General features: G+C 48.9%; 17 protein-coding genes. 10 read left to right on the top strand and 7 right to left on the bottom strand.

The annotated features are described in order from the left end of the window. Window positions 1-26 precede the first annotated feature (26 nt). Window positions 27-1,151, top strand: a complete 1,125-nt coding sequence (gene mutY, locus MJB10_RS02290) for an A/G-specific adenine glycosylase (protein WP_314801327.1) — start codon at window positions 27-29, stop codon at window positions 1,149-1,151. A gap of 12 nt (window positions 1,152-1,163) precedes the next feature. Here the strand turns inward: mutY and MJB10_RS02295 are convergent, their stop codons facing one another. The 6 genes from MJB10_RS02295 to MJB10_RS02320 all read right to left on the bottom strand — a co-directional run bounded on the left by MJB10_RS02295 (window position 1,164) and on the right by MJB10_RS02320 (window position 6,797). After that, entirely contained in the window at window positions 1,164-1,844 is a 681-nt protein-coding gene (locus tag MJB10_RS02295) for a Crp/Fnr family transcriptional regulator (RefSeq protein ID WP_314801330.1), read from the bottom strand. A 178-nt stretch (window positions 1,845-2,022) separates the two neighbouring features. Beyond that, the gene (locus MJB10_RS02300; protein WP_314801332.1) at window positions 2,023-2,634 is read right to left on the bottom strand and encodes a superoxide dismutase; all 612 of its coding nucleotides are present in this window, start codon (window positions 2,632-2,634) and stop codon (window positions 2,023-2,025) included. Between the two features lie 98 nt (window positions 2,635-2,732). After that, a complete protein-coding gene (locus tag MJB10_RS02305; RefSeq protein WP_314801337.1) occupies window positions 2,733-2,969 on the bottom strand; it encodes a hypothetical protein in 237 nt (78 codons plus the stop codon). 50 nt (window positions 2,970-3,019) lie between these two features. Continuing rightward, entirely contained in the window at window positions 3,020-4,135 is a 1,116-nt protein-coding gene (locus tag MJB10_RS02310; RefSeq protein ID WP_314805453.1) for a Ger(x)C family spore germination protein, read from the bottom strand. Window positions 4,136-4,140: 5 nt separating this feature from the next. Then, a complete protein-coding gene (locus MJB10_RS02315; protein WP_314801340.1) occupies window positions 4,141-5,241 on the bottom strand; it encodes a GerAB/ArcD/ProY family transporter in 1,101 nt (366 codons plus the stop codon). Then, complete coding sequence (locus MJB10_RS02320) at window positions 5,238-6,797, bottom strand: spore germination protein (RefSeq protein ID WP_314801343.1); 1,560 nt, start codon at window positions 6,795-6,797, stop codon at window positions 5,238-5,240. The genes MJB10_RS02315 and MJB10_RS02320 overlap by 4 nt, the downstream gene beginning before the upstream one ends. Window positions 6,798-7,115: 318 nt before the next feature. Here MJB10_RS02320 and MJB10_RS02325 point away from each other — a divergent pair, with 318 nt between their 5' ends. From MJB10_RS02325 to MJB10_RS02365, 9 genes are all read left to right on the top strand, one after another. Continuing rightward, window positions 7,116-7,547 carry a GNAT family N-acetyltransferase gene (locus MJB10_RS02325; RefSeq protein WP_314801346.1) on the top strand — a complete coding sequence of 144 codons (432 nt, stop codon included), beginning with the start codon at window positions 7,116-7,118 and terminating at the stop codon, window positions 7,545-7,547. Window positions 7,548-7,689: 142 nt separating this feature from the next. Beyond that, window positions 7,690-8,244, top strand: coding sequence for a DUF402 domain-containing protein (locus MJB10_RS02330; protein ID WP_314801349.1), 555 nt, complete (start codon window positions 7,690-7,692; stop codon window positions 8,242-8,244). Beyond that, on the top strand, window positions 8,245-8,859 hold the full coding sequence (lepB, locus tag MJB10_RS02335; protein WP_314801353.1) for a signal peptidase I: 615 nt from the start codon (window positions 8,245-8,247) through the stop codon (window positions 8,857-8,859). Between the two features lie 6 nt (window positions 8,860-8,865). Next, on the top strand, window positions 8,866-10,029 hold the full coding sequence (queG, locus tag MJB10_RS02340) for a tRNA epoxyqueuosine(34) reductase QueG (RefSeq protein WP_314801358.1): 1,164 nt from the start codon (window positions 8,866-8,868) through the stop codon (window positions 10,027-10,029). Between the two features lie 23 nt (window positions 10,030-10,052). After that, window positions 10,053-10,574 (top strand): methylated-DNA--[protein]-cysteine S-methyltransferase, encoded by a 522-nt coding sequence (locus MJB10_RS02345; RefSeq protein ID WP_314801361.1) that lies wholly within the window; start codon window positions 10,053-10,055, stop codon window positions 10,572-10,574. Continuing rightward, entirely contained in the window at window positions 10,571-11,602 is a 1,032-nt protein-coding gene (locus tag MJB10_RS02350; protein WP_314801363.1) for an HD-GYP domain-containing protein, read from the top strand. Before MJB10_RS02345 ends, MJB10_RS02350 begins: the two co-directional genes overlap by 4 nt. Before the next feature lie 92 nt (window positions 11,603-11,694). Continuing rightward, window positions 11,695-11,916, top strand: a complete 222-nt coding sequence (locus MJB10_RS02355; RefSeq protein WP_314801365.1) for a YneF family protein — start codon at window positions 11,695-11,697, stop codon at window positions 11,914-11,916. 25 nt (window positions 11,917-11,941) lie between these two features. Next, on the top strand, window positions 11,942-12,529 hold the full coding sequence (folE, locus tag MJB10_RS02360; RefSeq protein ID WP_314801367.1) for a GTP cyclohydrolase I FolE: 588 nt from the start codon (window positions 11,942-11,944) through the stop codon (window positions 12,527-12,529). A gap of 251 nt (window positions 12,530-12,780) precedes the next feature. Further along, the gene (locus MJB10_RS02365) at window positions 12,781-14,100 is read left to right on the top strand and encodes a deoxyguanosinetriphosphate triphosphohydrolase family protein (protein WP_314801369.1); all 1,320 of its coding nucleotides are present in this window, start codon (window positions 12,781-12,783) and stop codon (window positions 14,098-14,100) included. 208 nt (window positions 14,101-14,308) lie between these two features. Here the strand turns inward: MJB10_RS02365 and MJB10_RS02370 are convergent, their stop codons facing one another. Further along, window positions 14,309-15,340 (bottom strand): alpha/beta hydrolase, encoded by a 1,032-nt coding sequence (locus MJB10_RS02370; protein WP_314801372.1) that lies wholly within the window; start codon window positions 15,338-15,340, stop codon window positions 14,309-14,311. Between the last annotated feature and the right edge of the window lie 71 nt (window positions 15,341-15,411).

Genomic DNA, 15,411 nt, shown 5'->3' on the forward strand with positions numbered 1-15,411 from the left:
ACGTGCCCCATAGAGAAGGAGAGCTCATGTACAGCGAAGAAAAGAAACAGCATTTTTCCAAGAATCTCTTGGAGTGGTACCAGATTCATAAACGTGATTTGCCATGGCGTAGAAGCCGTAACCCTTACTATATATGGATTTCCGAAGTCATGCTCCAGCAAACCCGCGTCGATACAGTAATTCCGTATTTTCATCGTTTCGTGGAACAATTCCCGACTGTTGAGGCCTTGGCGACAGCGCCAGAGGAGCATGTGCTCAAAGCTTGGGAAGGACTCGGCTACTACTCGCGAGCCAGAAATCTACAGTCAGCCGTCAGGGAAGTGCACGAGCGGTACGAAGGGGTCGTCCCTCCGAACAAAGAGGAGATATCAGCCCTCAAAGGTGTCGGGCCGTATACCTCAGGCGCGATCCTCAGCATCGCTTACAATAAGCCGGAGCCAGCGGTCGATGGCAATGTGATGCGCGTGTTATCACGTTATTTTCTCATTGAAGAAGATATTATGAAGCCTTCGACAAGGACGATCATGGAAAAGCTGGCGAAGGAACTCATCCTCGAGGGAACCGCCAGCGACTTCAACCAAGCGCTTATGGAGCTGGGAGCGATGGTCTGTACACCGAGATCGCCGCACTGCTTGACGTGTCCTGTTATGGCGCAATGCTCCGCCAGGGAGGCGGGCATGGAAGAAGCGCTGCCGATCAAAAAGAAAGCCAAACCGCCCCGGCCAGAGCTGCGGGCAGTGGCTTTCATTGAAGGTACGGGTGAGCATGCTGGCAAATGGTTGATCAGACAGCGCCCACAAGAAGGGCTTCTAGCCCGCATGTGGGAGCTGCCGCACGTAGAATGGTCTTCAAACGAGTGGCATTCTGACGGAGAAAACCAGGACTTGCTCCGCGAAGCGCTCGCCAATCAAGAGCAAATCGGTATCCAACCAGGGGACTGGTTCATGGATACGGAGCATATTTTCAGCCATATTGTCTGGAAAATGAAGGTCTATCGCGCCAAACTGGGTGACCTGCAGCGACCGCCAACAGGCGATGAATGGATCCCGTTTCATTATCGCTGGGTAGGGCCTGAAAACCTTCAGGACTATGCGTTTCCGAATGTTTTCGTCCGTATCATGAAAGAATGGCAGGGACGAAACGAAGCATAGTCGATCAGCATCTTATCGAAGTTCAGCTTGAATCGCTTCAATGTTTTTTAGGGTGATGACCTTTTTGTCGATCGAGATGAGCTCATCATCTAACAATTCTTGCAATACTTTCGTGACCGATTCACGCACCGTGCCGACTAGGTTGGCGAGCTGCTGGTGCGTCAGCTTCACATCTATGATGAGCCCTTGCGGTGTCGCAACCCCGTGTTGTTCGGATAAGCGAAGGATGGTTTTCATAATACGGGCACGAACACCGAGAAATGTCAGATCATAAATTTGGTCATTGGCGTGACGCAGGCGCTGCATTGTCGTTTCTAAGAGCTTCAGGCACAGCCTGGGGCTCTTTTCCATGAACGCCGTGAATGCGGTGCGATTGAGCACATAGAGGATGCAGGACGCCATCGTTTCCGCTGTCGCCGAGCGGGTCATCCCACTGCTGAGCAGCGACATTTCCCCGAAAAAATCCCCATCGCGAAACAGCGCGAGTGTCACCTCTTTGGACTCGTCCAGTCGATAAATTTTCACGACGCCGGATTGGATCAGAAATAATTCCTCGCCAATATCGCCTTCTACGAAAAGGATCGTGTTCTTTTTCACTTTTTTCTCCGTAAATAAAGGAGCAATCTCGTTCAAATCATCTTCAGCGAGCTCTTGAAAAAGGGGGATATGCTGGAGCAATTGGATGATACTCAAGACCTCGTCAACTCATTTCCGCTAGATTTATTACCATTATCGTACAACTTCGCTCTATTGGCGTAAAGTTAATTTGGATCTTCAATATGCAAGCAGGTACTACAGCAAAAAAGCGACCCTATCGGGTCGCTTTTCACATCATATTGTGAGCTTTTAGCTGAGCTAAAGCCCTCTCAGATTACTTCGCTGCGTCGTAACGTTTGCCAACTTCGTTCCAGTTAACAACGTTCCAGAAAGCTGCGATGTAGTCAGGGCGTTTGTTTTGGTAGTTCAGGTAGTAAGCATGCTCCCAAACATCAAGACCAAGAATTGGCGTTTCGCCTTCCATGATCGGGCTGTCTTGGTTCGGCAAGCTGTACACTTTCAATTTACCTGCTTTGTCAACAGCAAGGAAAGCCCAGCCAGAGCCAAAACGTGTTGTAGCTGCAGCAGCGAAATCAGTTTTGAATTTATCAAAACCGCCAAGCTCGCTGTCGATAGCAGCTGCTAGTGCGCCTGTAGGTGCCCCGCCAGCTTCTGGTCCGATTGTTTCCCAGAACAGGGAGTGGTTCGCGTGTCCGCCGCCATTGTTGCGAACCGCTGTACGGATATCTTCAGGAAGGCTGTTCAAGTCAGCGATCAAGTCATTTAGAGATTTGTCATGCAGAGCTGGGTGTTTGTCCAAAGCCGCATTCAGGTTTGTCACGTAAGCATTATGGTGACGATCATGGTGGATTTCCATTGTTTTTGCATCGATGTGTGGCTCTAGAGCATCGTTTGCATAAGGAAGAGCTGGTAATTGATGTGCCATTGAATAAAAACCTCCTAAAATTATGTAGTTTCAACTTCTTCATTATGAAGGAACGAAGCTAATAAAGCAACATATGTGTTTACAAAGTCAACTATTTACTAGATGCCGCGACGTTCCATTTCTCGTGTAATTTGGTTATGCATAGCCGTATCTTGCTCATGAAGATAAGGTGATAAGTCGCTCATGGTTCGATGCAGCTGAAGCAGCTCAATTTCGGTCCATTCTTCGGGCTTTTTCGTGCTTAAGAATTGAAAATCGGGTATTTGACGGGGGTACTCGTGCGCCGTAAGTTCATGATCTAATTCTTGATCTGACAAGGATGTCACCTCTTTCATCATGGATGTCTCCTATAAGATGGGGATTTTCCAGTTATCTCATACATGATTTATATGGTTTCGCCCATATTCTTGATTTTCGTACGGACATGCACATGCACATCAGCTTCTGAGAAAGCGTGTCCCCACTCATCCTGCACCTTTTCCCATGCCTTGAATTGGTAGCCGCGTGCATATAGGCCTAGACCGATCGGATCAATCTCATGCTTTTGCATTTTTTTAACCATAGTCGTTAACATCGCTTCCAATTGCTGATTGATCTCAGCTTCAAGCTTAGGGGCTTCATGCCTCACATCGATGTCGAAAGATTTTTCGGTTAGATGAATAGGCATGGAGAACTGGATATCAAAATGAAACTTATTCTGCTCGAACGTGACTTTAATGTCCCTCTTTAATTTCAAGACGTAGAAGCTTATGGCGCCTGTATCAAAAATAGCTTCTCCTTTCTCCTCTGGGATCTTGACTGTTAAGGTGAGAGAGCTGTTTTTCTCATTTTGCAGCATTTGAAGAAGTTGATTCTCAGTGTGGTTGATGGTATAGGCATACACGCCTTTTTTATTCAAAAACAACGTGCCCGTTGCCTCGATGTCCCCATTCTTGCGCAGGTTGCTTAAGTAGGGAGTGATGCCTTTCTCATACATTTGCCGATGAAGGTCAAATAACGTTGTCATTTGTACGAGATTTCTCATATGAGCAGTATCGATGAGCTTGGCAATATGCAAGGACATTCTCCGTTTATCTAGGGGAGCAAAGCGGATGACTTCCTCGATAGAGCCCTCGACGGCGGCGACTCTAGCGGTCTCTGAGCCTTTGGGATCACGGTAGAACACATCCATCATCTTAAACCAGTCCTCATGTTCTAGAACCCGTCTGCTGATGAGCACATTTTGAATTTTACCCGCGCTAATCAGAGCAGATACAAGTCCTTCTAGTTTGTTCCGTCCGTCCTTTAAGTTAATCGACTTCACTTGTGTTACTTCATTTTTCTCTTTGGCCTCCTTATTAAATACAGGACTGGAAGAATATAGGATAAGGTTATTCTCTTTATCTAAATCAATCCCTACCATAAGCATAAGGGTTATATTTTCTAAAGGCAGCTGATCTTTGCAGCTAGATATCGTAATAATCAGCGCGAAGAGCAGGGAAAGAACAAGACTGGTTCGCATCGGCTTCAAGGAGTAGCCCTCCTTGAAGATCGGCGCATAACCGCTAGAATGGCCCATAGGAGCGGCGGCATAACAAAAGCGATTCCAATTCCGAAATGCTCAATAAAGCTGCTTAATTCCATACTGTCATTCCATCCTGGATTCCATATCCATGTCAGGCCGACCATAAGGGTCAGGATGAGAAGGATGTGCAGTCGAGGTTGGCCCTTGATGCCAAGTTGCTGGGTACAGATGACAGCAGCATACAGCATTGGAATCCAAGTTCGGACAATAAGGAGTGAATACAAGGAAAGAACTAAAATATCAAATCGTTCTAAAAAACGAAACTCAATGATTTTGAAAAGCGATATGAGCGTATTATGATACTGCGTAATGTCATCTGGACTGAAGTTGATATAAGAGAGCACGGTAAACAGCAGATAGATGAAGAGGGTGGCAGAATTCCCAACAATGATACCGATGGAGGCGGATTCCTTTTTTTCTAAGTAAGGATATAAGAAGAAAGCAATTTCAAATCCAACAAAGGCTAGAATGGTGGATCGAACGGTATGAAGTATGGGCAGCCAACCATGTTTTAGAATGGGAAGCAGATGAATCCATTGTGCATGTTTGAACAAAGGGATGGCACTCAATGGGAGCGCAACGGAAAGGAAAATGAGAACTTCTGCATAACGGCCAATCATACGAAATCCGCCTTTTGTAATCATATAAGCGGGAACAAGAAAAAGCAGCATTAGGACAGAATTGCTCGTTTGCTGCATAATCCAATTCTGAATGAGAAGTGCCATGCGATGATAGATTAAATAGATGAAGATGATAAAATAGCAGGCAAACACAACCATACTTACTTTTCCTACCCATTTACCAAAGAAATGGCTTAGCAGGTCAACGATTGTGCCGTTTGGGTACCTCTTCATAATTTGAATGATAATCAGGCTGCAGATAGTCGAGACGAGCCATCCGATAATCAAGACAATCCATCCGTCTGTACCGCAGCCTCTAGCAAGGTCGCCAGGCAGGGGGATTAGGCCAACACCGAGCTGTACACTGTGAATAAGCAAAATATATTGTAACAGCGTGATTTGATTGCCTTTACTTGGATTCATGATGAATCATCTCCTTTCTGTTTCATGTGACCGTATCGACGCTTTTGCAGTGTTCGAACACTTTTCGGCCGTTTCACCATTTTGGCTAACGGCAGACGAATGAAGACGTCCTTCCAATCTGTTATTCGCATTGGAGCAATGGGAGAGCTGTAGGCTTCACCGAGTGATTTCAAGCTAATCAGATGAGCGATGATGACCATAGAGCCTGCCATAATCCCAATGATGCCGTACATGGAGGCAATCGTCATCATGGGAAAGCGAATTAATCGTACGGAAGCAGCCATGTCAAAATTGGGTAGAATGAAGGAGGCTACCGCCGTAGAAGCTACCACAACAACCATGAGGTTGCTGACAATACCCGCTTGAACGGCTGCTTGTCCAATGACAATGCCGCCAACAATGCCAACGGTTTGACCAATCGGCGCAGGTAGACGAACGCCAGCCTCTCTAAGCATTTCGAGCATGATTTCCATAATGAGCGCCTCGATAAATGGCGGAAAGGGCACGGCTGATCGGAACTCACCAATCGACAAAATGAGATCTAAAGGGATGAGTTCATGGTTAAAGGAAATGCAGGCAATGTAAAAAGCAGGCAAGAAGGCTGCGATTAAACATGCGAAGTAACGCAATAGTCGAAAGAAGGTAGCTACAGGCCACCGTGTGCTGTAATCATCGATGCCCTGGAAGAAGGCAGCTAAACCAACGGGAGCGATCAATACGCTGGAGGAGCGATCAACGACGACGCAGTATCGCCCTTGCAGCAGTTGGGATGCAGCCGTGTCTGGCCTTTCGGTTGTAATCAATTGCGGAAACAGGGAAAAGGGATTATCTTCGATCAACTCCGCCAGCTCGCCTGTATTCAAGATGCAATCTACCCGTAAGCCTGTGATGCGACGTTCCAATTCAAGTCGGATTTCAGGAAGCGCAACATCCTCTAAATAGAGGATGGATACTTTGCTCCGAGTCCGTTCGCCGACGTAGAGCTCTTTGATTTTCAACTGCTGGCTGGAGATGTAGCGGCGAATTAATGCAATATTTTGACTTCCCGTTTCGATGAAGCCTTGGTGAGCGCCTTTCAGGGATGCCTCAATTTGCGAATCAGAGATCGCACGTTGCGGCCAACCTTGTGTTTCTAAGGAGAATGCATAGTCGTAGCCCTCCACAAAGAGCACGCTGTACCCGTTCAGAAGGGCAAAGGAAATATCGGACCACTTTAGAAGTCGATGAAGGTCTCCAATAGCGATAGGCAGTTTGTCATGGTCAGCCAGGTCGAATTCGTGGAACAAGAGAGGATGCAAAACGTTGTTGTTGATCGAGTTCTTATCCACCAATCCATCTAAGTAAGCTAGCGCAGCGGGGGCGCCAGTTTGCTTATAAGTAAAGGAACGAATGACTAAATCGGGTGTGTCGCTAAATAGAGATTGGAGCTGAGTGATATTCATGGATAGGCTGTTTGCAAGATGATCTAGTTCTAGCGGCATGGGGGTCTGTTGGTTATGTGAGGGCTGATCGATCATCACCTTAGCGGCTTTAAATAAACGACGAATGAATTCCATTTGAAGAGACCTTCCTGAATTTCTCAATGACATGATTGTATTTTTCAGTGTTCCTTGGGACACGACATTTTATGCGCCAATAGCCAATCCGGCATAGAAGGGTTGGAAAGAGGTCTGTCGAACTAGAAATTGGTGAAAAAAGAGAGAATTTCAATGAAAACGCTTGCATTTAAGCGCTTTCAGTAGTAAAAACGAAAAAAACAAAGTTTTTTGTGAATTTCACCACAATTTCAGCAGGATTTCGTGTTTTTTTGTCGTATTTACTTCTTTACATAAAATTAATCTCAACAAATTAATGTGGAATTGGGAGAGAGCCGTATGCATGTTCGTTCATTTCAGCTTGGTGATACCTCTTCGGTAAAAGAACTACTAGAAGACGTTCTGTCGGAAACCTGCTATGAAGAGACGATGGAAGCCTTCGCGCGCCAGCTATCGTGGGACACGGAGCTTGTCTTAATCGCTCAAGAGGAAGAGCAAGTTGTAGGCCTGATTATCGGAACGATCGATAATAACAACGGGTACTACTATCGCATCGCAGTCGCAACAGCTTATCAACGCAAGGGTATCGGCAAAGCATTGATCGAAGCAATGAAGACGAGGTTTCTCCAACGGAACGTGAAGAAAATTATGGTGACTGTCGATGTGCATAACGAGATGGTGCTGCCTGTGTACGAATCTGCGGGTTACAGCACAGCGGACTTCTCCAGAACGGCACATCGCCTTAGCATTGTGAAGAAAGTCAGCGTATAGGCTGGCTCTACGAACGGAATAGAACGAATTCATAGGATGAAGTAGAAAGCATATCTGTGCCACCATTGCAATTGGGGGTCAGATATGCTTTTCTATATAATAAGGTGACGTTTCGGCAGAAAGTATAGAGGAGCTTTGGAACATGGATAATTTCACGCCGTATGTGATAAAAAGCTTCAAACATGATGGTCATTTACATCGTATGTGGTTGACCAATTGGCGGGTACCGCAGCCTATTCTCCATGAAGAGCATAGGAAGCAGGGCATGTTGGTCTTCATTAATAGTCAAACGAAAATTCAAGAGGCAGACGGCAAGGAATGGGTTAGCCGTATTCCAGGGGTTTCTTTTTTTATTCCGAAAATGTGGTTTAACATCGTAGCGCTCATGGAAGAGACGGGCGTGCGCTATTATTGCAATGTAGCCTCTCCGTTATATGTGACTCAGAACGTGTTAACTTATATCGATTATGATCTTGATGTGATTCGCATGCCAGATCGCACGGTGCATATCGTGGATCAGGATGAATATGAACGTCATAAACTGAACTACCACTACTCATCTATTGTAGAGGAGAAGGTGAAAGAGGGGCTGGCCGCGCTGCTTGCGCTGGTTAACGGGGACAAGCCTCCGTTCCAGGATGACATTGTGATGCACTATTATGAACAGTGGGAAAAGCATAAGAACGGGGGCGTTTAAGTGAGTTTCTTCATTGGAGGCGGAAGTTCCAATCAGGCGGAGGCAGTCCCGAATCGCGTGCAGGAATCGAGAAGTTTAACGCAAGAGCTGTGGGATTGGACCAAATCCATTCTTGTAGCTCTTCTTGTTGTTGTGATAGTTCATCAGTTTGTCTTCAACTTCTCAACTGTGCGCGGGCATTCGATGGATCCTACCTTAAATGAAGGAGAGTGGTTGCTCGTGAACAAAGCGATCACCTACTTGCAAGCGCCGGACCGCGGCGATATTGTGATTCTTGAGGAGCCAGACAAGCTCGAGGAGCTGAAGCCCTCCTGGACGCAGCACTCGCTGCTGGTGAAGCGGGTTGTTGCCGTTGCCGGCGATGAAGTGCAAGGCCGAGCAGGGGCATTATATGTGAATGGCGACAAAGTCGTGGAGCCATTCACGGATTCGCCCATCGAGGATGGCGACTTCGGTCCCACAGAGGTCGGACCAGGCCAGATCTTCGTGATGGGCGATAATCGGCATCGTGCGGCGAGTGCAGACAGCCGCATGTTCGGGGTTATTCCGACCAGCCTGGTAGAGGGCAGGGCGGAGTTCGTCATGTGGCCTTTTGACAAGGCCGCGAGGTTGTAACTCAAGTTGAATGAGAGTGAGGTGAGCGGGTTGACGCGAGACTGGCGCAAATTACAACAAGAGATCGTCGATGCCGCACCTTCGCTCGGCATCGATAAAATCGGCTTCACGTCTGCGGAGCCGTTCCACGAACTGAAAGACATCCTTCTCCGCCACAGGGAGAAGGGCTTCGAATCCGGCTTCGAGGAGCCGGACATCGAGAAGCGGGTGCGCCCCGAGCTGAGCTTGGACGCACCGCAATCCATCATCTCCATCGCCGTGGCGTACCCGTCGAAGCTGCCGAACCCGCCTCGATCCGCGCCAGGGGCGTATCGGGGCATCATCTCGCGCTCCTCGTGGGGGAGCGACTACCATGACGTGCTTCGCGACCGACTCGCGAAGCTGGAGGCCTTCATCGCCGCGCGTGCGCCCGAGGCGAGGCTGCAGAGCATGGTCGACACGGGTGCCCTCGTCGATCGCGCCGTGGCCGAACGCGCCGGTATCGGCTGGAGCGCTAAGAATTGCGCCGTCATCACCCCGGAATGGGGATCGTGGGTGTATTTGGGCGAAATGATCACGAATATTCCGTTTCAATCCGATATATCCATCAAGGACCAATGCGGAGACTGCACGATTTGTATCGATGCTTGTCCCACAGGGGCGCTAGTCGGCCCAGGGCAGCTTAATTCGAGCCGCTGTATCTCCTTCATCACACAAACCAAAGGGTATGTGGAGGATGAGTTCAAGCTCAAGATCGGCAACCGCCTCTATGGCTGTGATACGTGCCAGATCGTCTGCCCGAAAAATAAGGGGATGAACTGGACGCATCATCCTGAACTTACGCCTGACCCTGAGAAGGTCAAGCCGCTGCTCATTCCCTTGCTCACGATGTCGAACAAGGACTTCAAAGAGCAGTACGGGCGCATCGCGGCATCCTGGCGCGGCAAAAAGCCGATCCAGCGCAATGCCATCATCGCGCTGGGTAATTTCAAGGACCGCACCGCGGTGCCAGTCCTCAATGAGCTGCTGCGGAGCGATCCTCGCCCGGAAATCCGGGCAACCGCAGCGTGGGCTTTGGGGCGCATCGGCGGCGAGGAAGCGCTGGATGCGTTGCAACAGGCGTCTGCGGCCGAGCAAGAGCCGCAGGTGCACACAGACATCAAGAAGGCCTTGGCAGCGCAGAATAGCTAGTGGGCCACACAGGAGGAATAGGGATGACAACGTGCACGCAGCTTCACTATACAGAGATCGACACACCGATCGGTCCCCTAGTCCTTGTCGCTTCCCCGCAGGGGCTGTGCAAGGTGGAGTTCGGTACGGCGAAAGACAATCGGGAGGGGCGCGAGCAATGGGCGCGCCGTTGGTACGGCGAGCATGAGCTTATCCAGCTTGCGGAACCGCTGGCTGCCATTGTGGGACAGGTAGCGCAGTATTTTCAAGGGGAACGGAAGGACTTTGATGTTGAGATTGATCTGCGAGGGACGGACTTCCAGAAGCGGGTATGGCAAGCGCTGCAAGCTGTTCCTTATGGGGAAACCGCGTCCTACAAACACATTGCAGAGGCGATTGGCTCTCCGAAAGCCGTGAGGGCTGTAGGTGGAGCGAATAATCAGAATCCAGTACCGATTATAATTCCGTGCCATCGGATCATCGGCGCAAGCGGAGATCTGGTGGGGTATGGCGGAGGACTGCCGACGAAGATTCACTTATTGGATTTGGAGGAGAGAACCCTATGAAATACGTGCATCTGGATACCGTAGAGGCAGGCCAATATCTGGGTCGTACGATTTACGCCAGCAACGGGGCGATTCTGCTTTCGGAGAATGTGCAGTTAACGGTGTTTATGATTAATACGCTTAATCGAATTGGTGTGACGATGATCTATATCAAGGATCCAGATCTAGAGGATGTGGAGATGCCTGAGATTCTTTCTGATGAAACGAAACGTCTCGTTATGGGGCAGATGGGTCAAACGTTCGCGTCTATACAATCCGGCAAGGAGTTTAACACTCGGTCGGTCAGTATGACGATTAATACGCTGCTGGATGAAATCATGAAAAACCGCGATGTGCTCGTGCAATTGAACGATATTCGGACACAGGATAACCAGATGTATGTTCATGCGATGAATGTGTGTATGATGTCGGTGCTGATCGGAATGAATATGGGCATGAATGCGACCCAGTTGAAGGAACTGGCGATGGGGGCGCTGTTGCACGACATCGGCAAGGTGGAGCTGCTGACCGACGATGAGTCGGAGGATATGCGTAGGCACCATACATGGCGCGGGTTTGAGCTATTGAAGAACAAGCGGGAGTTGAGTCTGCTCATCGCGCATGTCGCGTTCCAGCATCACGAGGCCTTGAATGGGGAAGGCGTTCCCCGTGGGCTCATGAGTGAAGATATTCATATTTATGCCAAAATTACAGCCGTAGCCAATATGTACGATAATTTGCTGTTCGATATGTCCGCTGGCCGCCGCAAGCTGCCGCACGAAGCGTGTGAGCACATGTTGGCGTTGGCGGGGACGAAGCTGGATCGCGAGGTCTTGATTCAATTTTTGAAAATTGTTTCAGTCTATCCGACAGGTATGTCCGTTCGCTTGTCCAATCGGGAGACAGGCGTCGTTGTCGGCCAACACCGTGGCCTGCCAATGCGTCCGATTATTCGGATCGTGAAGCAAGATGCTGGTGATCGTACGCTAGACATCAAGGAACTCGATTTGGCCAAAGAAACAACCTTGTTCATCGAGCAGGTGCTTTAAATTGTAAACCGTAATTTGTAAACCGAGGAACAGTAATGATATGATAGAACAAGCATTCTATTCTAAATTTGTACATGCAGGGGGCACAGGTTATGTGGAGTTATTTGATTCCCATTCTCACACTAGTAGCAGGCTTGGTAGGCGGATTCTTTATCGGGGTGTTTTACTTGAAAAGACAGCTGGAAGCGATGCAGAACAATCCAGAAATGCTGGCCAAAATGGCGAAGCAAATGGGCTACAACATGAACAAGCAACAGTTAAATAAAGCACAACAAATGATGAAGAATCAGAACTTTAACAATAGACGGAAATAAGTTGTAGGTTGGAGTGGTAGAGAAAATGGCATCCATCGAATATAAAAATAAAAGAGTCGCGGAGAATCGCGAACAGATCGAACACCATGTGCGCGAAATTTTACGCTTGATCGGCGAAGACGTAGATCGTGAAGGTTTATTAGATACGCCAGCTCGTGTAACGCGCATGTATGAAGAGATTTTTTCTGGGTATGAGGCGGATCCGCGAGACGTGATTGGGGTCACGTTCGATGAACAGCATGAAGAGCTGGTCATTATCAAAGATATTGTTTACTACAGTCAGTGTGAGCACCATATGGCGCCATTCTATGGCAAAGTACATGTAGGCTATCTGCCAAGCGGCAAAGTTGCGGGTCTAAGCAAATTCGCTCGGTTGGTTGATGTGGTAACACGCAAATTGCAGGTGCAGGAACGAATTACTTCCGAGATCGCGGATATTCTCGACGATGTGTTGAAGCCCCATGGCGTCATGGTTGTCGTTGAAGGCGAACATATGTGTATGTGTGCGAGAGGTGTGAAGAAATACGGCAGTCAAACCGTAACCTCCGCTGTTCGCGGCTCTTTCCGTAAAGATGCCACATTGCGCGCGGAATTTCTTTCTCTTCTTAAATAGGACTTGGCGAGGGAATGTGCATGAAGACAATGGTCTTGTGCAGCATTCCCTTTTTTGGCAATTACGGGACATTTCGCTTGTTGCGAGGGGCTTAATATAGTATTCTTTTAAATTAATAAGAAGGCCCTGTAGGGGGTTCGTGCGGTGACTATCGTACATGCTCTCGCATAAACTGTGAGTATGATTCCAAAGTTCGAGCAGCAGGCTAAAAGAGAGAGCGGCGCCATGGCAGCGCTAGGGGAGGGAAGCAGATGAACAACATACGGAAATATCGGCCTGGTGAGGCAGCTTCCTCGAAGTGGAGTGAAGAACGGGATGAATTCGAGCGGGATTATGCCAGATTGATTCAATCGCCGACATTTCGGCGTCTGCAAGGCAAGTCGCAAGTGTTCGGCGCTGGTTCAGGGGATTACTATCGGACGCGGCTGACCCATTCCTTGGAGGTTGCCCAAATCGCTCGGGAAGTGGCGAAGCGGCTGGAGCGGACGAATCCATTTTTGAGCAAAAGAGAGCACCCAGGCTTGATCATTGATCCCACCGTTGTCGAGTGCGCATCGATCGCGCATGACTTCGGTCATCCGCCTTTTGGACATAAGGGCGAAGAGGTGCTGAATCACATCTTGATGAAGGATCACGGGTTGAAATATGAGGGCAATGCGCAAAATTTCCGAATTCTGATGTTTTTGGAGAAGCGGGCAGGCAGCGAGAGCGGTCTGGACCTTACGGCGGCCGTGCTGCTGGGCATCAACAAGTATCCCTTCCTCATTGAGGAAGAGGGACGTTTAAAGGGCGTATACGGGGCCGAGTGGGAGACGATTCGCGAGCTACGCGACATCTGGAAAATGCCTGCGGGCTGCTCCACCTTAGAAGCGCAGCTCATGGATCTGTGCGATGATATTGCGTATTCCACGCATGATATTGAAGATGGGATTCGCGCAGGCAAAATTCAAATGAACGCGACCTTCTTCGAGGATCAACGGTTAATTCGCCATCTCGTGATGGAAATCTTGAACGATCCAAACCAGCACAAATTCGAATGGGAGCAAGTTGACATTGAGCAAATGGTCAGACGGGTCTTGTCGAACTATCTGGAGCAATGGGAGCTCATTTTCGCCGAATGTAAAGGAGAGGCATCGCGTACGCGTCGGGAGATGAAAGCCCGTTGGGTCAGCTCCTTCGCTTCGCGGCTGGACATTATTGACGACACGGAACGCGCTTGGAAAAAGGTCACCCTCGTCAAAGACGGTGTGGAGGACATCGACCTGCTGCGCACGATGGAAATTCTCAAGAAGCTGGCGTGGGTCACGCTGATCAAGGATTTCCGCGTGCTGCGCTTGCAGAAGCGCAGCGAGATCATCGTGGAGCGGCTCTGGGACAGCTTCATCGATCAGGAGAAGGGCCAATGGATCATTCCGCCGGACTGGATCGACAGCTACGAGCGCCGCAACAGCAATTGGAGCTGGCCGCGCTTCGTCGCGGACTACATCTCGGGCATGACCGACGCATATGCGGAGAAAGTGTATGCGGAGCTGTTTGCGAGCAAATCGGGCTCGATTTATGAGATGGATTAAGGAGTGGCGGGGATAGGTTCCCGCCATTTTTTTGTGATGGCCGCACATTGGTGCGAGATACTCGAATTTTTCGAGTAACTCTAGCGTGATGGGGTAGACTGGAGCGAGTTAATCGAATTTTTCGAGTAACTCCAGCGAAAGGGTGTAGATTGGGCGAGATAGTCGAATTTTTCGAGCAAAAAAATACCGACCTCATAAGAGGTCGATTTTATAGGGAGGAGGGAATACCAAGGTTAGGTTGCACGGCTGCGGCTGTCGATGATTCGATCCCATTCAGGAAATTCATCGTGCGGCTCACATACGTTTTGGGTTCAGCGCGGTACAATAGCTCGTGCTTGGCGCCTGGAAGAATCCAAATTTTCGAGGATGTATTATGCTGCTGCTTGAACATGGCTTCCACAAGATTGTGGGGCGCTTTGTTGTCTTCGGTGCCATGAATCAGGAAGATCGGCATCGAATAGGACGTCGTGGTGACCTGCGTATAAGGCACCTGGCGCAAGCTCACACCGTTAAGAACGGGGAAGAATAAGCGAACCAGCTGCAGAGAAGGGTACTTAGGAACATGAACAATTTGATTCATATTTAGGTAAAGGGTGTCCGCGTTCAATAGGAATGTACTGTCCAGGATCATCCCTGAAATATCTCCGTTTTGCTGCAGAGCAGCTTGTAAAGCAGTGCCAGCCCCCATAGAAAAGCCCCAGACATAAATCGACCCGCCATTCGTCTGCTTCACATACTCAATCGCACCAAGCAGTTCCTGGGATTCTTGAATCCCGCCCGTCATGAGTCGATGATTGCTCGGATTCACGTAGCCATAGTCGAACATGAGCACATTATAATGTTGGGCATGCAGCTCGCGAGCCAGTTTGTACAAAGGCACCCATTCCTCTTCGCGATTACCGCCGTAACCGTGTGAGAAAATGACTGTTTTCGTTGCCCCGCCAGCTGGAATGAACCAGCCGTCCAACTTCGATTTACCATTATAACTTGGAAAAGACACATCAGAGTAGGGGAGACGAACAGATTTCATCGGGTTCGAATGCAAGGGCTCAATATGCGGCCGCCCCAATGTCCAAGCAATATACGCATGGAAGATCAGCAGGATCGATGTGCCAATAAGCAGCAGTGCCAGGAGCGTGGTTGTGATGAACTTTTTTTTACGTAAAAAAGGTTGCGTAATAACGTGATCAATCGTAGGTTGAAGCGCTCCGGTTACGGTTTTCAAGCTTGTTGTAGACATAGACCGAGCCTCCCTCCGTTGAATGTTTGGAGTAAAAATCGTGCTAATCTGAGCTGTAGGGGAAGGAAGGA

The organism is Paenibacillus sp. MBLB1832 (genome assembly GCF_032271945.1).
GTDB lineage: Bacteria > Bacillota > Bacilli > Paenibacillales > NBRC-103111 > Paenibacillus_E > Paenibacillus_E roseopurpureus.